24 protein-coding genes and 1 tRNA gene are annotated in these 24,428 nt (G+C 76.7%); 13 read left to right on the top strand and 12 right to left on the bottom strand.

Features of this window, described 5'->3' with window-relative positions; all coding sequences use genetic code 11:
- The first annotated feature begins 81 nt into the window (after positions 1–81).
- From HNR08_RS03875 to HNR08_RS03895, 5 genes are all read left to right on the top strand, one after another.
- The gene (locus tag HNR08_RS03875; protein WP_183834709.1) at positions 82–1,206 is read left to right on the top strand and encodes an IS30 family transposase; all 1,125 of its coding nucleotides are present in this window, start codon (positions 82–84) and stop codon (positions 1,204–1,206) included.
- Positions 1,207–1,522: 316 nt separating this feature from the next.
- Positions 1,523–2,779, top strand: coding sequence for an aggregation-promoting factor C-terminal-like domain-containing protein (locus tag HNR08_RS03880; protein ID WP_246802994.1), 1,257 nt, complete (start codon positions 1,523–1,525; stop codon positions 2,777–2,779).
- 289 nt (positions 2,780–3,068) lie between these two features.
- Complete coding sequence (locus HNR08_RS22205; RefSeq protein ID WP_276509351.1) at positions 3,069–4,310, top strand: resuscitation-promoting factor; 1,242 nt, start codon at positions 3,069–3,071, stop codon at positions 4,308–4,310.
- 39 nt (positions 4,311–4,349) lie between these two features.
- Positions 4,350–5,315, top strand: coding sequence for a ribosomal RNA small subunit methyltransferase A (locus HNR08_RS03890; protein WP_146835532.1), 966 nt, complete (start codon positions 4,350–4,352; stop codon positions 5,313–5,315).
- A gap of 139 nt (positions 5,316–5,454) precedes the next feature.
- The gene (locus tag HNR08_RS03895) at positions 5,455–6,399 is read left to right on the top strand and encodes a 4-(cytidine 5'-diphospho)-2-C-methyl-D-erythritol kinase (protein ID WP_146835529.1); all 945 of its coding nucleotides are present in this window, start codon (positions 5,455–5,457) and stop codon (positions 6,397–6,399) included.
- Position 6,400: 1 nt separating this feature from the next.
- Here HNR08_RS03895 and HNR08_RS03900 read toward each other — a convergent pair whose 3' ends face one another.
- From HNR08_RS03900 to HNR08_RS03910, 3 genes are all read right to left on the bottom strand, one after another.
- On the bottom strand, positions 6,401–7,120 hold the full coding sequence (locus HNR08_RS03900; protein WP_146835527.1) for a head GIN domain-containing protein: 720 nt from the start codon (positions 7,118–7,120) through the stop codon (positions 6,401–6,403).
- A 144-nt stretch (positions 7,121–7,264) separates the two neighbouring features.
- Positions 7,265–8,452: an aminotransferase class I/II-fold pyridoxal phosphate-dependent enzyme gene (locus tag HNR08_RS03905; protein WP_146835524.1), complete on the bottom strand. Its 1,188-nt coding sequence runs from the start codon at positions 8,450–8,452 to the stop codon at positions 7,265–7,267.
- A 56-nt stretch (positions 8,453–8,508) separates the two neighbouring features.
- Complete coding sequence (locus tag HNR08_RS03910; RefSeq protein WP_146835520.1) at positions 8,509–9,105, bottom strand: shikimate kinase; 597 nt, start codon at positions 9,103–9,105, stop codon at positions 8,509–8,511.
- A 133-nt stretch (positions 9,106–9,238) separates the two neighbouring features.
- On the opposite strand from HNR08_RS03910, the gene aroD reads away from it, so the two are divergent.
- A complete protein-coding gene (gene aroD, locus HNR08_RS03915; RefSeq protein ID WP_146835517.1) occupies positions 9,239–10,042 on the top strand; it encodes a type I 3-dehydroquinate dehydratase in 804 nt (267 codons plus the stop codon).
- 10 nt (positions 10,043–10,052) lie between these two features.
- Here aroD and rsmI read toward each other — a convergent pair whose 3' ends face one another.
- Entirely contained in the window at positions 10,053–10,910 is an 858-nt protein-coding gene (gene rsmI / locus HNR08_RS03920) for a 16S rRNA (cytidine(1402)-2'-O)-methyltransferase (RefSeq protein ID WP_146835513.1), read from the bottom strand.
- Positions 10,911–10,993: 83 nt separating this feature from the next.
- Here rsmI and HNR08_RS03925 point away from each other — a divergent pair, with 83 nt between their 5' ends.
- On the top strand, positions 10,994–12,787 hold the full coding sequence (locus tag HNR08_RS03925) for a dolichyl-phosphate-mannose--protein mannosyltransferase (protein ID WP_146835510.1): 1,794 nt from the start codon (positions 10,994–10,996) through the stop codon (positions 12,785–12,787).
- 4 nt (positions 12,788–12,791) lie between these two features.
- On the opposite strand, the gene HNR08_RS03930 is transcribed toward HNR08_RS03925, so the two are convergent.
- Complete coding sequence (locus HNR08_RS03930; RefSeq protein WP_246802993.1) at positions 12,792–14,276, bottom strand: family 20 glycosylhydrolase; 1,485 nt, start codon at positions 14,274–14,276, stop codon at positions 12,792–12,794.
- Positions 14,277–14,562: 286 nt separating this feature from the next.
- Between HNR08_RS03930 and HNR08_RS03935 the strand changes: the two genes are divergently transcribed.
- Entirely contained in the window at positions 14,563–15,624 is a 1,062-nt protein-coding gene (locus tag HNR08_RS03935) for a DUF4349 domain-containing protein (protein WP_146835504.1), read from the top strand.
- Positions 15,625–15,634: 10 nt separating this feature from the next.
- Here the strand turns inward: HNR08_RS03935 and HNR08_RS03940 are convergent, their stop codons facing one another.
- The 7 genes from HNR08_RS03940 to HNR08_RS03970 all read right to left on the bottom strand — a co-directional run bounded on the left by HNR08_RS03940 (position 15,635) and on the right by HNR08_RS03970 (position 21,310).
- Positions 15,635–16,666, bottom strand: coding sequence for a bile acid:sodium symporter family protein (locus HNR08_RS03940; RefSeq protein WP_307724249.1), 1,032 nt, complete (start codon positions 16,664–16,666; stop codon positions 15,635–15,637).
- 38 nt (positions 16,667–16,704) lie between these two features.
- Positions 16,705–17,262, bottom strand: a complete 558-nt coding sequence (locus tag HNR08_RS03945; RefSeq protein WP_146835501.1) for a dihydrofolate reductase family protein — start codon at positions 17,260–17,262, stop codon at positions 16,705–16,707.
- Between the two features lie 64 nt (positions 17,263–17,326).
- Positions 17,327–17,923 carry a hypothetical protein gene (locus HNR08_RS03950; protein ID WP_146835499.1) on the bottom strand — a complete coding sequence of 199 codons (597 nt, stop codon included), beginning with the start codon at positions 17,921–17,923 and terminating at the stop codon, positions 17,327–17,329.
- A 225-nt stretch (positions 17,924–18,148) separates the two neighbouring features.
- Positions 18,149–18,221: transfer RNA gene (locus HNR08_RS03955), tRNA-Ala, on the bottom strand.
- A gap of 58 nt (positions 18,222–18,279) precedes the next feature.
- Positions 18,280–19,347, bottom strand: coding sequence for a hypothetical protein (locus HNR08_RS03960; RefSeq protein WP_146835496.1), 1,068 nt, complete (start codon positions 19,345–19,347; stop codon positions 18,280–18,282).
- 134 nt (positions 19,348–19,481) lie between these two features.
- Positions 19,482–20,087, bottom strand: a complete 606-nt coding sequence (locus HNR08_RS03965; protein ID WP_146835493.1) for a GNAT family N-acetyltransferase — start codon at positions 20,085–20,087, stop codon at positions 19,482–19,484.
- On the bottom strand, positions 20,087–21,310 hold the full coding sequence (locus HNR08_RS03970; RefSeq protein WP_146835490.1) for a molybdopterin molybdotransferase MoeA: 1,224 nt from the start codon (positions 21,308–21,310) through the stop codon (positions 20,087–20,089). Before HNR08_RS03970 ends, HNR08_RS03965 begins: the two co-directional genes overlap by 1 nt.
- A 145-nt stretch (positions 21,311–21,455) precedes the next feature.
- Here HNR08_RS03970 and HNR08_RS03975 point away from each other — a divergent pair, with 145 nt between their 5' ends.
- From HNR08_RS03975 to HNR08_RS03995, 5 genes are all read left to right on the top strand, one after another.
- Entirely contained in the window at positions 21,456–22,094 is a 639-nt protein-coding gene (locus tag HNR08_RS03975) for a 5-formyltetrahydrofolate cyclo-ligase (protein WP_146835488.1), read from the top strand.
- A gap of 127 nt (positions 22,095–22,221) precedes the next feature.
- Positions 22,222–22,548, top strand: a complete 327-nt coding sequence (locus HNR08_RS03980) for an FmdB family zinc ribbon protein (protein WP_146835485.1) — start codon at positions 22,222–22,224, stop codon at positions 22,546–22,548.
- A 123-nt stretch (positions 22,549–22,671) separates the two neighbouring features.
- Positions 22,672–23,367, top strand: coding sequence for an SAF domain-containing protein (locus HNR08_RS03985; RefSeq protein ID WP_146835482.1), 696 nt, complete (start codon positions 22,672–22,674; stop codon positions 23,365–23,367).
- A gap of 41 nt (positions 23,368–23,408) precedes the next feature.
- Complete coding sequence (gene mscL / locus HNR08_RS03990; protein WP_146835479.1) at positions 23,409–23,963, top strand: large conductance mechanosensitive channel protein MscL; 555 nt, start codon at positions 23,409–23,411, stop codon at positions 23,961–23,963.
- Positions 23,964–24,006: 43 nt separating this feature from the next.
- The gene (locus HNR08_RS03995; RefSeq protein ID WP_183835412.1) at positions 24,007–24,174 is read left to right on the top strand and encodes a hypothetical protein; all 168 of its coding nucleotides are present in this window, start codon (positions 24,007–24,009) and stop codon (positions 24,172–24,174) included.
- The last annotated feature ends 254 nt before the right edge of the window (positions 24,175–24,428 follow it).

Genomic DNA, 24,428 nt, shown 5'->3' on the forward strand with positions numbered 1-24,428 from the left:
AGACTGCAGGATCCGACTGCGACACGCCCCTTGGCGTCAGGTGGTTGTTGCAACGTGGTCCTCACCGGGAGGGTGCGTGGCATGGCTGGTTCGAGGTTGTCGCTGCAGGAGCGGGCGCAGATCGAGGTGTTGTTCGGTCAGGGGCTGACGTTCCCGGCGATCGGTCGGGCGATCGGGCGTGATCGCTCGACGGTCTGGCGTGAGGTCACGCGGAACAACTCCTACCGGGGTATGCACTTGGGTGGGGCCGGGTCGCGGCATCCTGGTGGTGCTCATTCGGGTCGGGCCGGTCGCGGCGGGGCCTACCGGTGGGTCTACGCCCACGGCAACGCCCACGCCCGGGCCGCCCGGCGCGCGCGGCGCCCCCGGGCCGGCAAGCTGATCGGGAACGCGAACGTCAAGGGTCGCGCGCCGTTCCCGGGTCGACTCTGGCCGGTGGTCGCCGCCAAGCTCGCGCAACGGTGGTCGCCTCGGCAGATCGCACACTGGTTGCGTCAGGAGTTCCCCGACCGACCGGAGCAGTGGGTGTCCCACGAGACGATCTACCAGGCGATCTACTACCAGGCCCGCGGCGGGATGCGCGCGGAGCTGGACCGGCAGGTCGCGCTGCGCTCGGGGCGCGCAGCGCGCCGACCTCAGTCACGGGTTGCGTCGGCCGGCCGGGGCGCGAAGACCTGGATCGGGGACCTGAACATCTCGACCAGACCCGCCGAGGCCGCTGATCGGGCGGTCCCGGGGCACTGGGAAGGTGACCTGGTGATCGGGGCGCGGGGGTCCTCGGCGATCATCACGCTGGTCGAGCGGTCCACCCGGTTCGTGATGCTGGGGGCGCTGCCGAACTCCCGGGTCTCCGAGGAGGTCACCCGGGTCCTGATCGACCTGATGGGCCGGGTCCCGGGCGAGCTGGCCAAGACCTTGACCTGGGACCAGGGATCCGAGATGGCCCAGCACGCGGCGTTCACCCTGGCCACAGGCTGCCGGGTGTTCTTCTGCGACCCGCACTCGCCCTGGCAGCGCGGAAGCAACGAGAACACCAACGGGCTGCTGCGCCAGTACTTCCCCCGGTCCTCGACCGACTTCCGCACCTACACCCAGGACGACCTCGACGCCGTCGCCCGCGAGCTCAACGGCCGACCCCGCGAAACCCTCGGCTGGCAGAATCCCGCACAACGACTCAACGACCTACTCGTTGCAACCGCCGCCTGAAACCGCCCCCCGCCGGACCCGCGGATCCTGCGGTCTCGCCGCCGCCCCGCCCTCGCCCTCGCCGCCGCCCCCGCCCCGCGCGGTCGCCGAGGTTGCAGCAGATGCTGCCCTCGGCGGGCTGAGACCCGCATCTCCTGCAACCTCGGCGACGCGGCCCCGCTGCGGCCCGCAGGCGGGACGGGGCGGCGGCGTCGCGCGTCCGGGTGGTGACGGGACCTCCTGCCTTCCCCTCGGGGTCACGTTTCGGTTACGGTCGGGTGGCTGTCCCGGCAGGAACCCCTCCCTCCTGCCGTCCCGAACCGCTGGAGCCCCCCGCGTGCCTGCGCCCGACCCGACCTCGCCCGTCGCCGCCGACGACCGCGAGCACGCCCTCGTGCACCTCACGGGCGTCGAGCCGCGCGGTCGCCGTCCCCGTCGCTCCCGGATGCTGCGGCTCGGCGCCCAGGGCGCGGCGCTCCTGCTGGTCGCGGGCGCGACGACCGCGTTCGCGGGGCTGCACAAGTCGGTGACGGTGGAGGTCGACGGCGTGCCGACGCAGGTCAGCGCGTTCGGCCGCACGGTGGGCCAGGTCCTCGCGGCGGGCGACATCACCGTGGGCGAGCACGACCTGGTGGCCCCGGCGCTCGGCGACCCGGTGGCGGACGGCTCCCAGATCGTCGTGCGGCACGGCCGCGAGCTCGACGTCGAGGTGGACGGCGCCGAGCGCACCGTGTGGACGACCGCGCTCACCGTCGGCGAGGCGGTCGAGGGCCTCGGGCTCCGCGAGGGCGAGACCCTGCTGTCGGCGTCCCGGTCGTCCTCCCTGGTCCGCGGCGACGTGCTGCGCGTCTCGACGCAGAAGACGATCCACCTCGCGGTCGACGGCCAGGTCGTGGACGGCCTGACCAGCGCCGGGACGGTCCGGGACGCGCTGCGCGAGATCGGCCTGGTGCTGAACGAGGGCGACCGGGTGTCGGTCCCGCTGGACGCCACCGCGACGGACGGCCTCGTGGTCCTCGTGACCCGCGCCGCCACCGCCGGCGAGCGGGTCGACGAGGTGGTCCCGTTCGAGGAGCAGGAGGTCGAGGACCCCACGCTCGTCGCGGGCAACCGGGTCGTCGAGACCAAGGGCCGCACGGGCGTGCGCACCACGACGTACGCGACGGCCACCGTCGGCGGCGCCGTGGTGGACCGGCAGGTCGTGGCCTCGGCCGTCACCGTCGAGCCGGTGACCCAGGTGGTCCGGGTCGGCACGATGGAGCTCGCGTCCGGCGTCGACATCACCGTGACCCCGGGCAGCGCCAAGGACATCGGCAAGCAGCTCGCCGCCGAGCGCGGCTGGGGCGACGACCAGTTCGCGTGCCTGGTGCAGCTCTGGGACAAGGAGAGCGGCTGGCGGGTCGACGCCGAGAACCGCTCCTCCGGCGCCTACGGCATCCCGCAGGCCCTCCCGGGCTCGAAGATGGCGAGCATCGCCGCGGACTGGCGCACCAACCCGGCCACGCAGATCACGTGGGGCCTGAACTACGTCGCGGGCCGGTACTCGACGCCCTGCGGCGCCTGGTCGTCGTTCCAGGCCAAGGGCTGGTACTGACCCCTCCGCCCCCTCCTCGCGACCCGGCCGCACTTGGCAGAGGGTCACGAATGGGTTACGGTCGCGTGTCGTCCGTGACAGCCCGGTCCTCCGGGGTCCGGACGCTGGGCCCCTCGGAACCACGGGGGGAAATGACCGCCGGATCGTGGGTCCGGGACCGACGGGTGCGGCACTCCCCTCCGGGTGCCGCCGCCGCCGTGGGGACGAGCTCCCCCGGCACCGCCGGGCGTCGCCGGACCGGCGTCGCACCCCGCCCCCCGTGCCCGGGACCGCCGTCGTCTGGACCCACGTGACCTCTCTGCTCCGCCGCGCCCGCACGCGCCTCGCCGCCGCGCCCGCCAGCCTGCGCACCCGCATCGTCCGCAACACCACGGACCCCGGGGACGCCCCGGGCCGCGCCACCGAGCGCCGGTCGCGCCGGGGCCGCGTGCGCCTGGTCGGCGCCGCGACCGCCGTGGTCGTCCTCGCCACCGGCGGCGTCGCCGTCGCCGACGCGCACAAGACCGTGACCCTCGACGTCGACGGCGTCGCCACGACCGTCTCGACCTTCGCGGGCAGCGTGGAGGGCCTCCTCGCCGAGCAGGAGCTCGAGCTCGGGGCCCGCGACACCGTCAGCCCGTCCGGCGCGCTGCGGGACGGCGTCGACGTCGTCGTCCGGCACGCCCACCAGGTCACGGTGCAGACCGACGGCCAGGAGGCGACGGTCTGGACGACCGCGCTGACCGCCGACGAGGCCCTGCAGATGCTCGCCGCCCGCGGGGACGACGTGCGCCTGGTGGCCTCCCGGTCCACAGCCGGCGGCCGCCCCGACCTGTCGCTCGAGCTGACCCTCGACGGCCCGGCCGACGTGCTCGTCGACGGCGAGACCCGCACCGTCCCGGACGGCAGCACCACCGTCGCCGACGCGCTGGACCGCCTCGGCGTCGAGCTGACCCCCCTGGACCGCGTCAGCGTCCGGCACCAGGGCGACCGCGTCACCGTGATCGTCAACCGCGTCGTCGTGCAGGACGTCACCACCACGCACGAGGTGCCGTTCAACGCGACCGAGCAGAACGACCCGTCGCTCTACGTCGGCCAGTCGAAGGTCACCACGGCGGGCGTGCCCGGCGTGCGGACCGTGGTCGAGCGCGTCACGACGGTCGACGGCGCGGAGACCGGCCGCGAGCTGCTGTCGGACAACGTCACGCAGGCCCCGGTCGACCAGGTCACCAACATCGGCACCACGAAGAAGCCGGTCGTCACGCAGGCCCCCGCGACCAGCGGCACCCCCGCGGTCGGCGGCGGCGACGCGGCCGGCCTGAACTGGGGCGCCCTGGCCGCGTGCGAGTCGGGCGGCCGCGCCACGGCGGTGTCCGCGTCGGGCAAGTACCACGGGCTGTACCAGTTCTCGGTGTCCACCTGGGCGGCCGTCGGCGGCACGGGCCTACCCTCGGAGGCCTCGGCCGACGAGCAGACCGCCCGCGCGCAGATGCTCTACAACCGCTCCGGCGCCGGCCAGTGGCCGCACTGCGGGTCGCGGCTGTTCTCCTGAGCACCGCCTCCCCCACGGACGGCCGGTAGGCTCGCCCGCATGTCCACCAGCAACGGCCCCGTCGCACCCGCGGCGGGGCCGTTGCTCGGTCCAGCCGAGATCCGCGCCCTCGCCGAGCGCGCCGGCATCCGGCCGACCAAGACCCTCGGGCAGAACTTCGTGCTCGACGGCGGGACGGTCCGCAAGATCGTGCGGCAGGCCGACGTGCTCGCCGGCCAGCGGGTCGTCGAGGTCGGGCCCGGGCTCGGATCGCTGACCCTGGGGCTGCTCGAGGCCGGCGCCGACGTCGTCGCGGTCGAGATCGACCCGGTGCTCGCGGGCCTGCTGCCGGACACCGTCCGGCGGCACGTGCCGGGGGCTCCCGTGGACGTGGTCGACCTGCCGGACGTCGCGCCGGGCGTGGCGCCGGGCGTCGCGCCGGACGCCGGGGCCGACTCCCCCGCGGCCCCCTCCCTGACCGTCGTGCGCGGCGACGCCCTGGACGTCCGCGCGCTGCCCGGCCGCCCGCCGACCGCCCTGGTCGCGAACCTGCCCTACAACGTCTCCGTCCCGGTGCTGCTGACGTTCCTCGAGCGGTTCCCGTCGCTCGAGCGGGCGCTCGTCATGGTGCAGGCCGAGGTGGCCGACCGGCTCGCCGCACCGCCCGGCAGCCGCACCTACGGCGTCCCGTCCGCCAAGGCCGCCTGGTACGCCGCCGCGCGCCGGACGTCGACCATCGGGCGCTCGGTGTTCTGGCCGGTGCCGAACGTCGACTCGGCGCTCGTCCGCCTGGACCGTCGCGAGCCCCCCGCCACGTCCGCGACGCGCGAGCAGGTGTTCGCCGTCGTGGACGCCGCGTTCGCCCAGCGCCGCAAGATGCTGCGCTCCGCCCTGGCCCCGCTGCTCGGCGGCTCGGACGCGGCGGTCCGCGCGATCGAGGCCGCGGGCGTCGACCCCCAGGCCCGCGGCGAGGCCCTGGACATCACGTCCTTCGCCCGCATCGCGGAGCACCTCCCCCCGTCCTGACCCGCCCTCCCCGCCCTCCGACCGCGGAGCGGGTCCACCCGACCGGCCGCGCCCGCGGGTGTCCACGCGAGCGGATCCCCTGGCACGGGGGACGACGCCGACCGCGCCGGGTGCGCGCGGACCTGGCACAGTGGGGCGCGTGACCGACCTGCGCCTCGCCCCCCGCACCGGCCGTGAGGTGCGCGTCCGGGCGCCCGGGAAGGTGAACCTGTCGCTGCGGGTCGGCTCCCGCCGGCCCGACGGGTACCACCCGCTCGCCACGGTGTTCCAGGCGGTGTCGCTCTACGAGGACGTCGTCGCCTCGGCGTCGGACGAGTTGCGGGTGAGCGTCTCCGGCCCGCAGGCCGACCTGGTGCCCACCGACGACAGCAACCTCGCCCTGCGGGCCGCCCGGGCGCTGGCCGCGCGCACCGGGGTGGACGACGGCGTGCACCTGCACCTGCACAAGGGCGTCCCGGTCGCGGGCGGCATGGCGGGCGGGTCCGCGGACGCGGCCGCGGCGCTCCTCGCGTGCGACGCGTTCTGGGGCACGGCCCTCCCCCGCGAGGAGCTGCACGAGATCGCCGCCGAGCTCGGCTCGGACGTGCCGTTCCTGCTCATGGGCCAGACGGCGGTCGGCTCCGGCCGCGGGGACCTGCTGACCGCAGCGCTCAGCCGGGGCGAGTACCACTGGGCGTTCGGCGTCCGGGACGCGGGCCTGTCCACGGCGCGGGTGTACGCGGAGTTCGACGACCTCGCCGCCGGGCACCCGGAGCCCGCGGTGGACGGCGACGTCGCGCTGCTGCAGGCGCTGCGGGCCGGGGACGCTCCGGCCGTCGGGGCGCTGCTGCACAACGACCTGCAGGACGCGGCCGTCGAGCTGGCGCCCGGTCTGGTGGAGACGCTGTCGGTCGCGGAGGACGCCGGCGCGCTGGGCGTCGTGGTGTCCGGCTCCGGCCCGACCGTCGCGGCGCTCGCGCGCAGCCGGCAGCACGCGCTGGTGATCGCCGCGGCGATGACGGCCGCCGGGGTGGCGGACTCGGTGCTCACCGCCTCCGGGCCGGTGCCCGGGGCCCGGCTGGTGGCCGGGTCGGACGTGCTCTGAGTCAGCCCCGCCGCACGTCGCCCGAGCCCTCGACCTGCTGCGTGACCTCCGGGTCGCCGGAGTAGGTCACGGTCCCGGAGCCGCTGATCGACACCGCCAGCCGGTCCCGCACGTCGAGGTCCACCTCGCCCGAGCCCTCGATCGACACGTCGGCCTCCTGCACCCGCAGGTCGCCGAGGTCCACGTTGCCGGAGCCCTCGATGCCGACCCCGACGGACCCGGCGCGGCCGGACAGCTCGACGTCCCCCGACCCCTCGACGGACACCCGCACGCCCGTGGCGTCGACCCGCCCGATCTCCACGTCGCCGGAGCCCTCGATGAGCACCCGCAGGACGTCGCCGGTCACGTCGTCCGCCGTCACGTCGCCCGAGCCGGACACCGCCAGGTCGCTCAGCTCCGAGACCACCAGCTGGTAGCGGATCTCGCCGGCGCTCCGGACCCCGAAGGAGCTCCGCGAGTCCAGCACCAGGACGCCGTCGCGCACCTCGGACACCAGCCGCTCGTGCGTGCGCGCCCCGGCGGTCACGGTCAGCGAGGGGGTGGCGCCGCGGCGCACGGTGAGGTCGCCCGACGTGCCGAGGTCGACGGCGCTGACGTCCTCGATGTCGATCTCCCGGGTCTCGGCCGGGCCGGCCGACTCGACCACGCAGCCGGTCAGGGCGAGCGCCGCGAGCACCCCGAGCGCCGTCGTCGCCGCCACCGTCGTCGTCCGCCGTGCCATCGTCCGTCTCCTCCGCCGGGGCGCGGGTGTGTCCCCCGCCTCCCTGCGAGCCTCGCAGCGCGCCCGGGGCGGGGACCATCGGGGACGCCCCCGATCGCACCCTGAACGGACCCTGGGACGCGGGACGCGGGCCCGCCCGGGGCGTCAGCCGCCCAGCCGGGTCAGCCCCCGCCGCAGCCCGCGCACCGCCTGCGCGATCCGCTGCTCGTTCTCGATCAGGGCGAACCGCACGTGCCCGTCGCCGCCCGGCCCGAACCCGACGCCCGGGGACACCGCGACGTCGCACTCCCGGACCAGCAGCTCGGCGAACTCGATCGACCCGAGGTCCCGGTACGGCTCGGGGATCCGGGCCCAGGCGAACATCGTCCCCTTCGGCCGCAGGATGTCCCAGCCGATCCGGCCCAGCCCGTCCACCAGGGCGTTGCGCCGGGACTCGTAGACCGCGGACAGCTCGGCCGGGTACTCCAGGGCCTCGTTGAGCGTCACGGTGGCGGCGATCTGGATCGGCTGGAACGTGCCGTAGTCCAGGTACGACTTGAGCTTCGCCAGCGCGCCGACCACGTCGGCCCGCCCGACGAGGAACGCCACCCGCCAGCCGGCCATCGAGTACGACTTCGTCATCGAGTACAGCTCGACCGCGACCTCGGTGGCGCCGGTGCACTGCATGATCGACGGCGGCGTCCAGCCGTCGAAGCACATGTCCGCGTACGCCAGGTCGTGCACGAGGACGACGTCGCGCTCCCGGGCCCAGTCGACCAGCCGCTGCAGGTCCGCGAGCTCGACGGTTGTGGTCGTGGGGTTGTGCGGGAACGACAGCACGACCACCCGCGGCTTCGGCCAGCCGAGGTCCCACGCCTCCATGACCCGGTCGACGTAGCCGGCCCCGTCGGTGCCGTCCCCGATCGGCACCTGCCGCGCGTCCGCGCCCGCGAAGTACGGCCCCCAGATGTGGATGGGGTACGACGGCGTCGGCACCAGCGCGGCGTCCCCGGGCTGGAGCAGCACCCACATGAGGTGGCTGAACCCCTCCTTGGCGCCGATGGTCGACAGCACCTGCGTCTCCGGGTCCAGGGTCACGCCGAACCGGCGCTGGTAGAGCTCCGCGACGGCCTGCCGCAGCTTCGGGATGCCGCGGGACGCGGAGTACCGGTGGTTGCGGGAGTTGTGCGCGGCCTCGGCGAGCTTCTCGACGGCGATCTGCGGGCTGGGCAGGTCGGGGTTGCCGAAGCCGAGGTCGACCACGTCCCGGCCGGCCCGCCGGGCCTCGACCTTGAGCGCGTCGATGATGGTGAACACGTAGGGCGGCAGGCCGGGGATGCGGCGGAACTCCATCCGCCCACGCTAGCGGCGCGGTCCGCGCGGCGGGAGGGTCGGCGCGCTCGGCGGGGTCAGGCGCCGCGGGCGGCCGCGCGCAGGCGGCGCTCGATCTCCCTCGCCACCTCGCCGGCCGTCCGCCCGTCGGTGGGGACCCGCAGCGTCGCGACCGCCTCGTACGTCGGGCGGCGCTCCGCCATGATGTCGGCCCACCGCTGCCGCGGGTCGCCCTGCAGCAGCGGGCGGGAGGCGTCCAGCCCGACGCGCGGTGCCGCGTGCTCGAGGCTCACGTCGAGGAACACGACGACCCCGCCGCCGGCCACGTACGCCGCCAGGGCCTCCCGGGTGCCCGGGTGCAGCACCGCGCCGCCGCCGAGCGCGAGCACCCCGCGGTGCTCGGCCAGCGCGGCGGCCACGGCCTCGTGCTCCAGCCGGCGGAACTCCGCCTCCCCGTGCGCGCGGAAGATCTCCGGGATGTCCGTTCCGGCCCGCCGCTCGACGTCCGCGTCGGTGTCCCGGAGGTCCACGGACCAGCGCCGGCCGAGCGCCCGCCCGACCGTCGTCTTGCCCGACCCCATCGGCCCGCACAGCACCACCAGCGGCCCGTGCGCGGGCAGCGGCGGCAGCGCGCCCGGGTCCGGGGCGGCGTGCGGGGCGGGTCGGGGCGTCATCGGCGGCGAGCGTACCAACGGCCCCGGCGGGCTCCCCCGCGCGTCCGCTCCCCGGCACGCGGCCCCGGCAGGCCGCCGGACTGGGCATGATGCTGCACCAGGGCGTCCGCACCGCCCGACGAGAGGACCCGCCATGACCCGCACGCCGGCCACCCGACCCGTGACCGTGCCCGTGACCGTCCGCGGCACCGTGCTGGGGGCCGGGCGGCCGAAGGTGATCGTCCCGCTGACCGGCGGCACGGTCCCGGCCCTGCTCGACCAGGCCCGGGACGTCGTCGCCGCCGGTCCGGACCTCGTCGAGTGGCGGGTGGACCACCTGGGCCCCGGCGGCGCGGCACCCGGCGACGCGGCACCCGCCGACGTGGTGGCCGCGGGCCGGGAGCTGCGCGCCGCGCTCGGCGGCCTGCCGCTGCTCGTGACGATCCGCACCGCCGCGGAGGGCGGGCTCGCCGCCGTCGCGGACGCCGACTACGTGGCGGTCTACCGGGCCGTGCTCGAGGCGGGGCTCGCCGACCTGGTGGACGTCGAGGTCATGCGCGACGAGGCGACCGTCCGGACCCTGGTGGACCTCGCGCACGCCGCGGGCGCCCTCGTCGTCGCCTCGAACCACGACTTCGACGCCACCCCGCCGCAGGAGGAGATCGTGCGCCGGCTGCTGCACATGGCGGACCGCGGCGCCGACGTGCTGAAGATCGCGGTCATGCCGCACGACCCCGGCGACGTGCTCGCGCTGCTCGCCGCCACGTGGGAGGCGTCCGGGCGCACCGAGCGGCCCCTGATCACGATGGCGATGGCGGGCACCGGGGTGGCCTCCCGGGTGGCCGGCGGGGCCTTCGGGTCGGCGGCGACGTTCGGGACCGTGGGGGCGGCGTCCGCGCCGGGGCAGGTCGAGCTCGGGGCGCTGCGGGCCGCGCTCGCCGTCGTCCACCCCGGCTGAGGCGCGCCTCTCAGCGCCCGCGGGCCGCCAGCGCCGCCGCGTACAGGTCCCGCTTCGGCACCCCCGCGACCTGCGCGACCTCCGCCACGGCGTCCTTCAGCCGCTCCCCCGCGTCGGCCCGGGACAGCACCTCGGCGACCAGGTCCGCGGTCGACGCGACCTCGCGCGCCGGCGCCCCGGCCACCACGACGGCGATCTCCCCGCGCACCTCCCCGGCGGCGGCCCAGTCCGCGAGCGCCCCGAGCCCGTCGCGCCGGACCTCCTCGTAGGTCTTCGTCAGCTCGCGGCAGACCGCGGCGGGCCGGTCGGCGCCGAACGCGGTCGCCATCGCGGCGAGCGTGGCCGCCAGCCGGTGCGGCGCCTCGAAGAACACCATCGTGCGCGGCTCCCGCTCGAGCGCCGCGAGCGCCCGGGCCCGCTCCCCGGGCTTGCGGGGCGGGAAGCCCTCGAAGCAGAACCGGTCGGTCGGCAGCCCGGACAGCGCGAGCGCGGTGAGCACGGCGCTCGGCCCGGGGGCCGCGGTGACGGGCAGCCCGGCCTCGACCGCGGCGGCCACCACCCGGAACCCGGGGTCGGACACCGCGGGCATCCCGGCGTCCGTCACCACGAGCACCGTCCCGCCGGCGGCGACGACCTCGAGCAGCTCGGGGGCGGTCGCCGACTCGTTGTGCTCGTGGTGGCTCACGACCCGGCCGCCGACGGTCACGCCCATCCGCGCGGCGAGGGCGCGCAGCCGGCGGGTGTCCTCCGCGGCGACCACGTCGGCCTCGGCCAGCAGGCGGCGCAGCCGCGGTGAGGCGTCCTCGACGTCGCCGATCGGGGTCGCCGCGAGCACGAGCCGGCCGCTGCCGGGAGCCTGGGGGGTCACGCGGGCCAGCCTGCCACCTCCGGCGGCGGACGCGGGTGCCCGGCCCGCATCGGCCCAGGTCCGGCTCAGCCTGCGCCCCTACGATGGCGACCGTGCCGCAGCCCGACGACCGCCCCGACGCCGCCCCGGGCCCCGGCGACCCCGCGCTCCCCGGACCGCCCGGCGGCACCGACGCGGGCGGCGCGCACGTCGCGTTCCCGCCCGTGGTCGCGCCCGAGCGCCTTGACGACACCCGCCACCTCGTCGGCACCGTCGACCTGCCCCCCGCCGCCGACCCCGACCGCGCCGACGACCCCGGGCTGTCCACCCACGACCGCCTGCTGCTCGCGCTGCTCGGCACCCGCACGCTGCTGCTCGACGCCACCCGGCGGGCCCGGGTCACCGGCTGGCTGTGGGCGCTGGCGGTCACGGCGCTGGCCGGGGTGCTGCGGTTCTGGGACCTGGGCCGCCCGCACGAGCTCGTCTTCGACGAGACCTACTACGTCAAGCAGGCGTACTCGCTCCTGGTGCAGGGCTACGAGGGCACCTGGGGGGACGGCGCGAACGCGGCGTTCGAGGCCGGCGACGGCTCGGCCCTGCGGGCGACCGCGGAGTACGTCGTGCACCCGCCGGTCGGCAAGTGGCTCATCGCGCTCGGCATCCAGGCGGGCGGCGGCATCGAGTCGGCCGCGGCCTGGCGCCTGGCGTCCGCCGTCGCGGGGACGCTCGCGGTGCTGCTGATCGCGCGGATCGGGCGGCGGCTGTTCGCGTCGACCGCGCTCGGCACCCTGGCGGGCCTGTTCCTCGCGGTCGACGGCGAGGCGATCGTGCACTCCCGGACGGGGCTGCTCGACGGGTTCGTCATGCTGTTCGCGCTCGCCGCGTTCGGGGCGCTGCTGCTGGACCGGGAGCAGGCCCGGCGCCGGCTCGCCGCCCGGACCGCCGCGGTGCTGGACTCCGGGGCGGCGCTCGGTCTCGGGCCGCGGCTCGGCCGGCGCTGGTGGCGGTTCGCCGCCGCCGTCCTGCTCGGGCTGGGCATCGGGACGAAGTGGTCCGGGATCTACTTCCTCGCCGTGTTCGGGCTGCTGTCGGTCGCCTGGGACGCGACGGCCCGCCGCTCGGTCGGCGTCCGGCGCTGGGCCCCGGCGGCGCTCTGGCGGGACGCGGTCCCGGCGGGCCTGGTCATGGTGCTCACCGCGGCGGCCGTCTACCTGGCGTCGTGGTGGTCGTGGTTCGCGCACCCGGGGTCGTACTCGCGGCAGTGGGCCGTGGAGCACCCCGGCGAGGGCGTCACCTGGCTGCCGCCCGCGCTGCGCTCGCTCTGGCAGTTCCACACCCAGATGTGGGAGTTCCACACCCACCTCACGTCGGAGCACGCCTACGCCGCGCACCCGCTCGGCTGGATCGTGCAGTGGCGGCCCACGTCGTTCTACTACCCCACCGAGGTCTCCGGCCTGAAGGCCGCCGCCGCCGAGGCCGCGTGCGCCGCGGACGCCTGCTCGCAGGCGATCACCTCGCTCGGCAACCCGGTGATCTGGTGGCTCGGGGCGCTGGCGATCGTCGCGGCGCTGTGGGCGCTGGTGGTGCGGCGCGACTGGCGGGCGCTCGCCGTGCTGTCCGGGACCATCGCCGGCTGGCTGCCGTGGTTCGCCTACGCGCACCGGACGATCTTCACGTTCTACTCGATCGCCTTCACGCCCTGGGTCGTGCTGACGCTGGTGTACGCGCTGAGCCTGCTGCTGCAGCACCCGGCGCGCCGGCGTCTCGGGCTGACCGTGACGGCGGCCGTCGTCGTGGTCGTCGTCGCGGTCAGCGCGTTCTTCTACCCGATCTGGACCGGGTGGACCGTGCCGTACGACTTCTGGCACGTCCACATGTGGCTGCGGTCCTGGATCTAGGGGGTCACGACCGGTCGACGTGCCAGTCGACCTGCGGGCTCGGGTACCAGGACAGGCCGCGGGCGTCCCAGGCGGGGCCGTGCGCGGCGATGCGCTCCCGGAAGTCCGCCCAGTCCCGCTGCTCCGGCCGGGTCCACGCCACCTCGGCGACCGCCGCCAGCCGGGGCAGCAGCATCGTCAGCAGGTCGTCCAGGCCCCGCAGCGTCTCGGTCCACACCGCCGCCTCGACGCCGATCACCGACCCCGCGGGCAGCCCGGGCACCAGCGCGGTCGGCTCCCACTCGTAGGCGTCCCGCAGCTCGATGTGCCCGGCCCACTCCAGGCCCAGCGCCGAGTCCTTGTCGTACTTCATGTCGAGGTACGCCTTCGACCCCGGGCTCATGAGCAGCCGCGCGCCCGCGCTCGCCGCCGCCACGAACGGCGCCGGGTCCATCCGGGTGTCCCAGTACTGCACGACCGTGCCGGGCTCCAGCGGCGTCGTGGCGATCTCCTGCCAGCCGACGACCTGCTTGCCCGCGGCGCGCACCGCGTCCGACGCCATCGCGACCAGGCGCGCGTACTCCTCGCGCTCCATCGTCAGCACCTCGTCGCCGCCGATGTGCACGTAGTCGCCCGGCGTCACCGCGGCGACGTCGCCGAACACGTCCCGCAGGAACGGCTCCGTCGCCGGCAGGTCGGCCGCCAGCTTGCTGAACCCGACCTCGATGCCCGTGTACTCCTCGGTCGGCTCGCCCGACGGGTTGAGCTCGCCGTACGCGTGCAGCGCGGCGTTGACGTGGCCCGGGACGTCGATCTCCGGGACCACCCGCACCCCGCGGGCCGCCGCGTACGCGACGAGCGCCTCGTACTCCTCCGTGGTGAAGAACCCGCCCGGGTCCCCGTCCACCGCCGTGGCGGACGACCGGGCCGTCAGCTCCGGCCGGGACGGCAGGTCCAGGCGCCAGCCCTGGTCGTCGGACAGGTGCAGGTGCAGCACGTTGAGCTTGTAGGCGGCCATCAGCTCGACGACGACCCGCAGGTCGTCCGGGCCGAAGAAGTGCCGCGCGACGTCCACCGACAGCCCGCGCCAGCCGTGCACCGGCTCGTCCTCGACGTGCACCAGCCACGCGGCGTACCCGCCGTCCACCGGCCGCACGAGCTGGTGCAGGGTGGCCAGGCCGCGCATCAGGCCCTCGGGGGTGCCCGCGACGATCTCCACGAGGTCGGTCGCCACGTCCAGGCGGTACTGCTCGCCCGCGAGGGCGTCGTCCAGCCGGAGCGCCACGTCGCCCGGCTGGGTGGGCTCCGCGACGTCGCGGTACCGCACCTCCACCGTGCTGCCCGACACCCGGCTCAGGCCCTCGGCGGCCAGGACGCCCAGCGACACCTCCGCGGGGCTCACCCCGACGGTGACCGCGGTCGACGCCGAGACGACGAACGGGGCGCCCTCGCGGACCTCCACCGACCGGGGGGCGGGCACGAGACGCGGGACGGTGGGCGCAGCGGGCACGGGAGACCTTCCGGGACGACGGGTCGACGACGGGCCCTCATCGGCCCAGCCCCCGGGGACCAGTGTGCCGTCTCCGGGGCGCGCCCGGGAGGGACTCGCGGGGACGGATGCGGGGCGGGTGCGTGGCCCGCGGGGTCCGCGCGCACCCGCAGTCCGGGCGCGCTGGTCACGGGCCGGACGCGGGCGGGTCACGGCGCGGACGCGGGCGGTGCCCTCCGGCAACGATTCGGTCTCCGTCCTCCCGAACCCGCCCACGGCGGGGGGCTCAGCCTCTACCGTCCCGGGCATGCGGACCACGGGGACGGGGACGGACGTGCGGCGGGCCGCCGCCGGGCTGGCACTGGTGGCGCTCCTGCTCGCGGGGTGCGGCGCGGCGGCGGACTCGACCGCGGCGGACGCCGGCGGCACCGCCGAGGAGCTCGGCTCGCTCGCCGACCAGGGCGTCGGCGGTGACGGCGACGCCGCGGCGGCGTCCGACGCGGGCGCTGCCGCGGCTCCCGGCGGCGAGGCGGCCGACGCCGCGGGCCGGCAGGTCATCACCACCGGGGACGTCGGGCTCGCCGCCGCGGACCCGCGTGCGGCGGCCGACCGGGTCGTCGCGGTCGTCGAGCAGTCCGGCGGCCGGGTGGACGCCCGGCAGGAGACGGCGGCGCGCGCGGAGGACGACGTCGACGCCACCGCCGACCTGACGGTGCGCGTCCCCGCCACCGGCCTCACGGGAGTGCTGGACGCGCTCGAGGACCTGGGCGAGGTCCAGAGCGTCGACCTGCGGTCCGAGGACGTCACGGCGGCCGCGCAGGACCTCGACGCGCGGATCCGCGCCATGCGGCTGTCGGTCGCGCGGATGGAGGACCTGCTGTCCCGCGCGACCACCACCGAGGACGTCATCGAGGCCGAGAGCACGCTCACCGAGCGGCAGGCCTCGCTGGAGTCCCTGGAGGCGGAGCGCGCCCGCGTCGCCGAGCAGGTCGCGCTGTCCACCCTCCACGTGACGATCTGGACCTCGGGGACGCCCGTCGTGACCGAGACGGAGGCGCGTACCGGGTTCCTCGGCGGGCTGCAGAACGGGTGGGACGCCCTGGTCGAGGTGCTCGGCGTCGCCGCGCTCGTGCTCGGCGCGCTCGTCCCGTGGCTGGCCGTCGGGGCCGTCGTCGGGGTCGCCGTGCTGCTCGTCCGCCGCGCGCTGCGTCGGCGCCGGTCGCCGGGCGCCCCGGGGGCCGGTGCGGGCGGCCCGGGGCGGGGCGGGAGCGCCGGACCGGGCGAGGGCCCGGCGGGTCCGGACGGTCCCGCGGAGCCGGCGCCCGACGAGGGCCGGGAGCCGGTCGGCGCGGGGTCCCCGCGCCCCTGACCCCGGGGGCTCAGCCCCGGGCGGCGGCCGGCTGCTGGTCGGGGTCCGTCGCCGCGAGCCGGCGCGCGAGGACCGCGCACGTGGCGAGCTGGATCTGGTGGAACACGATCACCGGCAGCGCCACCCCCGCGGCGGCCACGGGGCCGAACAGCACGCTCGCCATCGGCAGGCCGGTCGCGAGGCTCTTCTTCGAGCCGCACATGAGCAGCGCGATCCGGTCCGCGCGGTCGAGCCGCAGCGCCCGGCCGCCGAACCAGGTCGCCGAGAGCATCGCCGCGAGCAGCGCGGCGCACACGGCGACGAGCACCACGAGGACCCCGACGGTCAGGTGGTCCCAGACGCCCGACTGCTGCGCCTCGGACACCGACCCGTACGCGACGAGCAGGATCGCGCTGCGGTCGGTGACCAGGGTGAGCGGCTTGTGCCGGCGCACCCACGCGCCGATCTTCGGTTGCACGAGCTGCCCCAGCACGAAGGGCAGCAGCAGCTGCAGGAGCGTCGCCCCCGCCGAGCCGCCGACCGGCCCGCCCGCCCGCGACATCAGCAGGCCGACCAGCAGCGGCGTGAGCACGATGCCGAGGACGTTCGACACGGTCGCCCCGCAGATCGCCCCCGCGACGTTCCCGCGCGCGATGGACGTGAACACCACCGAGGACTGGATGGTCGACGGCAGCAGCGACAGGTAGAGCAGGCCGGTCTGGAGGTCCTGCGGCAGCACCGACTCGGGCAGCGCCTGCACCGCGAGGCCGAGCACCGGGAACAGCAGGTAGGTCGACGCGAGCATCCCGCCCTGGAGCCGCCAGTTCCGCAGGCCGGCCCACACCTCGCCGGTCGACATGCGCGCGCCGTACAGGAAGAACAGCAGGACGACGGCGGCGGTGGTCACGTGGTCGAGCCCGGTCGCGAACGCGCCGGACGCCGGGGCGAGCAGCCCGAGCACGAACACCGCGACGATCATGACGACGAGCGGGTCCACCCACGTCTTGGTCGCGGACCAGGCCCGGGACCACCGGCCCGGACGGGGCGGGATCGCTTCAGGCACCGGGTCATTCTGCCACCGGGCGCCCGGTGCCCCCGCCGTCAGCCCGCGGGCCGGACGTCGTACACGAGGTGGACGAACTGGTCGTACCGCTCCGCCGAGCGCAGCCGCAGCCGGTCCGGCCCCAGCCGCCGCGGCAGCACCGGGGCGCCACCCGTGAGGGCCGCCGGGGCGACCGAGAGCTGCACCTCGTCGAGCGCGCCGGCGTCGAGGAGCTGCCCGGCCAGGTCGCCCCCGCCGACGACCCAGGCGTCGCCGTCCCCCGCCGCCTCGCGGATCGCGGGCAGCGCGTCGGCCACCGGGCCCTGCACGAACCGCACGTCCGCCCCCGCCGGCACGGGCAGGTCCCGCGTCGTGAAGACGAACTGCGGCCGGTCGCCGAAGTACTCGGGCCACTTCTCCGGGTGCGCGAGCAGGTCCTCCTCGCGCAGCACCCACTCGTAGGTCGTCGATCCCATGATCAGGACCGTCATCGGCTCGAGGAACGCGATGTGGTCCGGCATCGAGCCGGACTCGACCGCGAACAGCCAGGCGAGCGAGTTCTCCTCGTCCGCGATGTACCCGTTGAGCGTCGTCGCCGTGTTGTAGATCACCCTCATGGACGCGACGCTAGCGGCGGGGTCCGACACGGCCCGGGGCCGGCCGGGCGCCGCGGGCACGGAGTCACGGCACGGTTCCGGCGGAGAGGCCTTCCGGCGCGACGAGCGGCGTCGTGCCGCTGGGCCGCTGGACGGTGACCCGGACGTCGACGGTCGCTGCCGGCTCCCCCAGCGCGTCGCGGACGGCCGCCTCGACCGCCGCGACGTCGACCGGGCCGCCGGTCGTCATCCTGATCACCGCGCCGGCGGGGAGCATCTCGACGATCGCGTCGTGGGAGATGCCGAGAGCCTCGGCCGCGGTCTCGACGGCGAGCGCGCGCTCGGCGGCCGACAGTCCGCGGTCCTCGATCACGCGGACCGGGATCGGGAGCGCCTCGAGGAGCTCGCGCGCGCCGGCCGGCGCGGCACCACGGAAGGCGACCCAGGCTCCGCCCTCGGCCGGCGCCGCGGACGCGGAGTCGGCGTAGTCGCCCGGGAACCGCTCGCGGACCGCCCGGACCGCCTCGGCGAACTCGCCGGGGCTCTCCCGAGGGGGCGCTGCGGCCGGGGCACCGACGGCGGCCGCCCGGTCGTCGTCCGCCGTCGCCCAGGACCCGCTCGCGGCGCCGCCGGCACGTCCGGCCACCGCCTGCACCGGAGCCGTGACGAGGAGGCACGTCATCGTCAGAACAGCCGCCGTGATGGCGGCACTGCGTCCACCCACCGTCCGCTCCCGTCTCGAAGGCAGGGTCGCCGAGACACCGGGCAGGTCCCGGCACCCGGAGGCCGTGCGGTGGGTACATGTCGCGACGCAGGCGGTCCTTGCGGCCCGGATGACCGGCGTGCCGCGAGAGGCGCCGGGAACGCCGACGGCCCGGGATCCGCGGATCCCGGGCCTTCGTGCCGGTGGAGCTGAGGGGATTCGAACCCCTGACCTTCTCATTGCGAACGAGACGCGCTACCAACTGCGCCACAGCCCCTTGAGCGGTGATCAGCCTAGCACCCACGACGGGGTGCTCACGACACCGACCGGCGCGCCTACTCCCCGGCGGCCCGGCGGCGGGCGAGGACGGCATTGAGGTCGATCGAGCCGCTGGGCTCGGCGGTCGCCGGCTCGGTGGTCCCGGTGGCGGCCGCCGCGGCCTCCGCCGGCGGCGCCTCGGCGGCGGGCGCCGCGGTCCCGGCCGGCGCCTCGGGCACCGCGACGTCCTCGGTCGCGGGGCGTGCGGCCGCCGCGGCGTGCGTCGAGCCCTCGACGTCCCCGAGGGGCGCGGGCTCGCGGCGCGGCGCGGGCGCCTTCATCGCGTAGGTCGGCCGCGGCACGGCGACAGGCGACCAGGTGTCGCCCTCGCGGCCCCCGTCGCGGACGGGCTGCGCGGGCGTGCCGTCGGCGTCCACCCGCACGCGGGTGATCGCCTGCGTGTCGGTCGAGGACGGGCGCACGGCGCGTCCCGGCTCGGCGCGGCGGGCGGCGCGGGCCTCCCGGGCGCGCAGCGGGGCGGTCGCCTCGGCGATCCGGCGCTCCCACTCGGCCTCGGCGGCCCGGCCCTGCACGACGGCGTGCCGGCCGAGGCCGAGCACCGTGGCGAGCAGGACGGTCGGCACGACGCCCGCGAGGACGCCGAGCGCGGTCACGCCGGCGACGACCCAGCCGGCGACGGCCGCGACGAGCAGCACGCCGGCGAGCAGGCCGCGGCGGCGGGCGGCGGCCCCGCGGCGGGCGGTCGCGGCGGCGTGGGCGGCGTGCAGCTGCGCGGCGCGGCGGGCGGCGTCGGCGCCGATCCTGTCCTGGGTCCCGTGCGGTCGGTCCACGTGGGTCCCTCCCCTGTCCGTCTCGACGACCCGTGCTCCCCGTCCCGGGGTGAGGAGCCCGACCCGCTTGTCCACCGGGCCGCAGTCCGGCCGGACGCTCCGGGCCACGTCTGCGCGCCTGCGCCGGGACGACCCCTCCGGGCCGGTCACGGCGAGCACCCGCAGCGCGTCGGAGAACCGGTCGTCGGTCCGCGACTCGAGCAACTGCTGCCGGTGCCGCAGCTTGTGCGGCACCAGGTACGCGATCCACAGGCCGACCACCACGAGGGTGGCGGGACCGGCGAATTCGTACACTCCACGACGGTAGGTGCGGGGCGGCCGGTGCGACCGGACCCCTCACGGCGTGTCGAGCGGCACGCCGGGGGAAAATCACACGGATGTCATTCGCCCGCCGGCGGGGCCAGCCTCCCACACCCGGGAGCCGGGCGTCAGAACCGCCGGGCGCGGACCCTGTGCCAGCGCGCGAGCAGGCCGCCGGGGACGTCCTCCGTCGTCAGCGCGAACGTCCGGTGGTCGCACCACACGCCCTGGATGTGCAGGTAGCGCTCGCGCAGGCCCTCGTCCCGGAAGCCGAGCTTCTCCACGACGCGCAGCGACGGGCCGTTCTCGGGCCGGATGTTCACCTCGACGCGGTGCAGCCCGAGCGCGCGGAAGCAGTGGTCCGTGGCCAGCGCGACCGCCGTGGGCGTGATGCCCCGTCCCGCGACGTGCTGCCCGACCCAGTAGCCGATGGACGCCGAGTACAGCGAGCCGTAGGTGATGCCGGAGACGGTCAGCTGGCCGACGAGCTCCCCGGCGTGCTCCACCGCGAACGGCAGCGACGTGCCGCCCCGCGCCTGCCGCTCCAGGGTCCGGACGAACTGCGCGAACGTCGGCCGCCGACCGGTGACCGGCTCCGGCGACGTCGCGTCCCACGGCTCCAGCCACGCGGCGTTCGTCGCGCGCAGCCGCATCCAGGCCGCCTCGTCCGCACGCCGCAGCGGGCGCAGCCGGACGTCGCCGTCGGTCAGCACCACGGGCCAGCCGCGCTGCATCAGCCCTCCAGCACCAGGCAGTGCACGACCTGCCCGGCGACGACGGCACCGTCCTGCTCCCCCACCACGGCGAGCGCGTTCGCGTGCGCGAGCCCCGTCACCGACGACACCGCGGGGTCGCCGACGGGCGTCACGCGGTAGCCCTCGCTCGGCGAGCCGACGACGGCCGCGGGCACGAACTGCCGCACGCCGGCGGGCGACGGCCACCCGACGTCCGCGCGCGCGGCGACCGACGGCCGGAACAGGTCGGTGTGCCCCGCCATGGCCCGCAGCGCCGGCCGGACGAACACCTCGAACGCCACCTGCGACGCCACCGGGTGTCCCGGGAGCGCGAACAGCGGGACCGCGCCCGCCCCGCCGCCGACCGTCCCGAAGCCGTGCCGGAAGCCCGGGGCCATCGCGACCTGGTCGAACCGCACGGTGCCCAGCGGGGCCAGCACGTCGGCCAGGGTGTCGTGCTGCGACTCCGACAGCCCGCCGGTGGTCACGACGACGTCGGCGCGCACCAGCTGGTCCTCCAGCGCCTCGCGCAGCACCGCGCGGTCGTCGGTGACGACGCCGACCCGGACGGGGGTGGCGCCCGTGTCGCGGACGGCCGCCTCCAGGGCGTGGCCCGCGGACTCGTAGACGCTGCCGTCGCGGCGCGGGGTGCCGGGCTCGGCCAGCTCGGAGCCGATCGAGACGATGACGACGCGCGGGGCGGGGTGCACGCGCAGCCGCCCGCGACCGGTGGCCGCCGCGACCGCCAGCTGCCGGGCGCCGAGGCGGGTGCCCGCCGCCAGCACGACCGCGCCGCGGGCCGTGTCCGAGCCGGCCGCCCGCACGTGCTCGCCGGGCTCCGGGAGCCGGTGCAGCGTCACGCGCACGGCGCCGCGGTCCGTGTCCTCGGCCGGCACCACCGCGTCCGCGCCCGCCGGCACGGGGCCGCCCGACGCGATCCGCACGGCCTGGCCCGGGGCGAGCCGCAGCGCGGCCGGGTCGCCCGCGAGCACGTCGTGCGCCACGGGCAGGACGGTCGGCGCGCCGGGCGCCCCGCCGCGCAGGTCCCCCGTGGCCACGGCGTACCCGTCGCGCCCCGCGACCGGCACCGCCGGGACGTCCGCCGGGGCGACGACGTCCTCGGCGAGGATGCAGCCCGCCGCGTCGGACAGCACGACGTCGAGCGGGGCGACCGGCCCGACCGCGGCCAGCACCGCCGCGAGCTGGTCCTGCACGGATCTCATGCCCGCATTCTGCCCGCGAGTCCCCGCCGACCGCGCACGCACCGCGCCGGTCGGCCGCTGTGACTCACCCGCCGGGCACCCGCCCGCCGCGCGCGAACCCCCTTTGGTCCTACCAGCACTGACAGGCGTTTGCGAGACTGGAGTCATGAGCGCCGCTGCCCAGCCGTACCCGCACGCGTCCGACGGCAGCACGATCACCGAGGTGAAGGACGAGTTCCGGGGGCTGCTGCGGGCCGCCCGCCAGGCCCGGTCGCCCCGCCGGCGCGCCGAAGCCGCCGCCGCGCTCGTCGACGTCGTCGAGACCATCCCCGCCCTCGCGGACGCGGGCTGCGTCGCCGTCTACTCCGCCCGGCCGACCGAGCCGGACACCGGCCCGCTGCTCGACGCGCTCGCCGCCCGGGGGGTCGAGGTGCTGCTCCCGGTGCTCGGCGCCGGGCTGCAGCGCGAGTGGGCGACGTACGCCGGCCGGCACGACCTCCTGCAGCGCGCCCCCGGGCGGCCGCCCGAGCCGTCCACGCCGTCGCTCGGGGCGGAGGCGCTCGCGAAGGCCGACGTCATCGTGGCGCCCGCGCTCGCCGTCGACACCTCCGGCACGCGGCTCGGCCAGGGCGGCGGCTGGTACGACCGGGCCCTCGCGCACGCCCGCCCCGGGACGCCCGTGGTCGCGCTGGTGTTCGCCGAGGAGCTGTACGACGCCGCCGTCCGCCCGCTGCCGCGCGAGCCGCACGACCGCACGGTCGACATGGTCGCGACCCCCGAGCGCTGGCAGTCCCTGGGCGGCTGAACGGGGGAATACCGCCGAGCCGCGTATCATTGGCACTCGGACAGAGAGAGTGCCAGGGACGCCGGGCCGAGCAGCCCGGGTGACCGGCGCCTCCGCCACCAGGTCACGTCATCCGCGGGAGACAGCAGTGCCCACCTACGCCTACGCCTGCACCGAGTGCGGCCACGCCTTCGACATCCACCAGTCGTTCAGCGACGCGGCGCTCACCGAGTGCCCGAGCTGCGGCGGCCGGCTGCGCAAGGTGTTCTCCTCCGTCGGCGTCGTGTTCAAGGGCTCCGGGTTCTACCGCACGGACTCGCGGTCCTCCTCGACGTCCACGACGAGCTCGACCCCGTCGACGTCCGCGTCGTCCTCCTCGACCCCGGCGTCGAAGCCCGCCGCCGCGTCGACCGCGACCACGTCGTCGTCCTCGAGCGGCTCGACGAGCAGCGCCGCGAAGCCCGCCGCGGGCTGATCCCGCCGGGTGCCGCGGGATCACGCGGCACCGAGTCCTCCACAGGCGCCCGGACCGTGCGTGGTCCCCAGGCGCGCGTCCGGTGACCGCCGCGGCCCCGGGCTTCCGCCCTAGCGTCGCGGCATGCGCCTGACCGACCGCCTTCCCGCCCCGACCCGCCGCCGCCTGCGGGTGCTCGCCTGGCGCGCCCGCCGGCCGCTCGCGGCGCTGTGCGCCGGGCTCGCGGTCCTGCTCGCCGTCGAGCGCCTGCGACCGCCCGACCCGCCCGCGGTGGAGGTCACCGTCGCCGCGCGCGACCTGCCGGCGGGGACCGTCCTCGCCGACGACGACGTCGCCGTGGTGCCGGTGCCGGTGGCGCTGGTCCCCGCGGGCGTCCCGACGGACGCGGCGGGCGTGCTCGGCCACCGGACGGCCGTCGGCGTGCCCGCCGGGCTGCCGCTCGCGTCCGAGCTGCTGGCCGAGGAGGCCGCGGCGCCGCCCGAGGGCTCCGTCGTGGTGCCGGTCCGGTTCGCGGACGCCGGGGTCGCCGCGCTGCTGCGGCCCGGGATGCGGGTGGACGTGGTCGCCGCTGCCCTGCTGGACGGGGCCGAGGCGGAACGGCTGGCGCGGGACGCCCTCGTGCTGGCCGGGGCGGACGCGGTGCCGGAGGCCGGGGCGGGGTCGTCGGGCGGGCTGCTCGGCGCGTCGGGCGGCGCCGCCGGGGCCGGCGGCGGCGCGGCGCAGGACGTCCCCGTGCTGCTCGCGGTGAGCCCCGCGGAGTCCGTCACGCTAGGTGCCGCGGCCGCCGCCCGGGTGCTGGGAGCGGTCATCGTGGGATGATGCGGACGTTCTCGCCGCGGCACACCGGAGGTCTCCAGGGCATGAGCGACGCACTGCGCCAGGGTCTGCGCACGACGACCGAGGGGGCGCGGGGCCTCGCCCGGGTGTTCCAGGGGTTCAAGGACTTCATCTCGCGCGGCAACGCGATCGAGCTCGCCGTCGGTGTGGTCATCGGCGCCGCGTTCGGCGGGGTCATCACGGCGATCCAGGACGGCCTGATCGCGCCGCTGATCGCCATGATCTTCGGCCAGCCCGACATCTCGGACATCTGGGTGATCGGGGCCAAGGGCGAGGCCAAGATCAACATGGGCCTCATGCTCAACGCGCTGCTGCAGTTCCTCATCACGGCGGCGGCGATCTACTTCCTCATCGTGCTGCCGCTGAACGCCCTGGCCGAGCGTCGCAAGCGCGGCATCGAGGCCGAGCCCGAGCGCCCCTCCGAGGACATCCTGCTGCTCCAGGAGATCCGCGACCTGCTCGCCGCCCAGTCCACCCCGGCGCTGCGCAGCGACACCGGGCAGGTCCCGCCCGCCGGGCCGACGGGTCCCACCGGCCCCGCCGCACCGGGCGCGCCGGGGCGGCCGCCGGTCGCCTGACGCCCGCCGCGGCGGGTGCCCGCCGCGGTGCGACACTGGGCGGGTGATCACCTCCCCCGCCGAGCCGCAGCCCGACCGCCCGCACCGGGTGGTCGACGACGCCCCGCTGATCCCGGACCGCAGCGCCGACGACTCCGACACGGGCTGGGGCGACGACCGCGGCGACTCGAACGACGACCGCCTCCTCCGGGACGTCCCCCCGCACTGGTGACCGTGCGCGCTCGGCGCCACTGACGACCGCCGCCATCGACCTCACCCGCCCGCGGACCCCGGCCCGCCCGCGGCGCCCCCGCCGTGCACGCCGAGTTCGGTCGCCCGCGCCGAGTTCGATCGGTACAGCGCCGCCGAGATCGGTCGGTCGCGCCGAGATCGCTCCTCCTCCAGCCCTGTCTCGGCCGAACCGCCCGATCTCGGCGCACGAGGGCTGCCGAGATCGGTCGGTCGCGCCGAGATCGGTCCGTGCGA

Source organism: Cellulomonas hominis (assembly GCF_014201095.1).
GTDB classification, from domain to species: domain Bacteria; phylum Actinomycetota; class Actinomycetes; order Actinomycetales; family Cellulomonadaceae; genus Cellulomonas; species Cellulomonas hominis.

What these genes read in the sequence shown, in the direction of transcription:
- HNR08_RS03945 (WP_146835501.1), bottom strand. Translation starts at nt 17,262, where the DNA reads ATGAGGGTGATCTACAACACGGCGACGACGCTCAACGGGTACATCGCG.
- HNR08_RS03935 (WP_146835504.1), top strand. Translation starts at nt 14,563, where the DNA reads ATGCGGACCACGGGGACGGGGACGGACGTGCGGCGGGCCGCCGCCGGG.
- HNR08_RS03985 (WP_146835482.1), top strand. Translation starts at nt 22,672, where the DNA reads ATGCGCCTGACCGACCGCCTTCCCGCCCCGACCCGCCGCCGCCTGCGG.
- HNR08_RS03905 (WP_146835524.1), bottom strand. Translation starts at nt 8,452, where the DNA reads ATGGAGTTCCGCCGCATCCCCGGCCTGCCGCCCTACGTGTTCACCATC.
- HNR08_RS03965 (WP_146835493.1), bottom strand. Translation starts at nt 20,087, where the DNA reads ATGCAGCGCGGCTGGCCCGTGGTGCTGACCGACGGCGACGTCCGGCTG.
- mscL (WP_146835479.1), top strand. Translation starts at nt 23,409, where the DNA reads ATGAGCGACGCACTGCGCCAGGGTCTGCGCACGACGACCGAGGGGGCG.
- HNR08_RS03950 (WP_146835499.1), bottom strand. Translation starts at nt 17,923, where the DNA reads ATGACGTGCCTCCTCGTCACGGCTCCGGTGCAGGCGGTGGCCGGACGT.
- HNR08_RS03975 (WP_146835488.1), top strand. Translation starts at nt 21,456, where the DNA reads ATGAGCGCCGCTGCCCAGCCGTACCCGCACGCGTCCGACGGCAGCACG.
- aroD (WP_146835517.1), top strand. Translation starts at nt 9,239, where the DNA reads ATGACCCGCACGCCGGCCACCCGACCCGTGACCGTGCCCGTGACCGTC.
- HNR08_RS03900 (WP_146835527.1), bottom strand. Translation starts at nt 7,120, where the DNA reads ATGGCACGGCGGACGACGACGGTGGCGGCGACGACGGCGCTCGGGGTG.
- HNR08_RS03890 (WP_146835532.1), top strand. Translation starts at nt 4,350, where the DNA reads ATGTCCACCAGCAACGGCCCCGTCGCACCCGCGGCGGGGCCGTTGCTC.
- HNR08_RS03970 (WP_146835490.1), bottom strand. Translation starts at nt 21,310, where the DNA reads ATGAGATCCGTGCAGGACCAGCTCGCGGCGGTGCTGGCCGCGGTCGGG.
- HNR08_RS03925 (WP_146835510.1), top strand. Translation starts at nt 10,994, where the DNA reads ATGGCGACCGTGCCGCAGCCCGACGACCGCCCCGACGCCGCCCCGGGC.
- HNR08_RS03875 (WP_183834709.1), top strand. Translation starts at nt 82, where the DNA reads ATGGCTGGTTCGAGGTTGTCGCTGCAGGAGCGGGCGCAGATCGAGGTG.
- HNR08_RS03910 (WP_146835520.1), bottom strand. Translation starts at nt 9,105, where the DNA reads ATGACGCCCCGACCCGCCCCGCACGCCGCCCCGGACCCGGGCGCGCTG.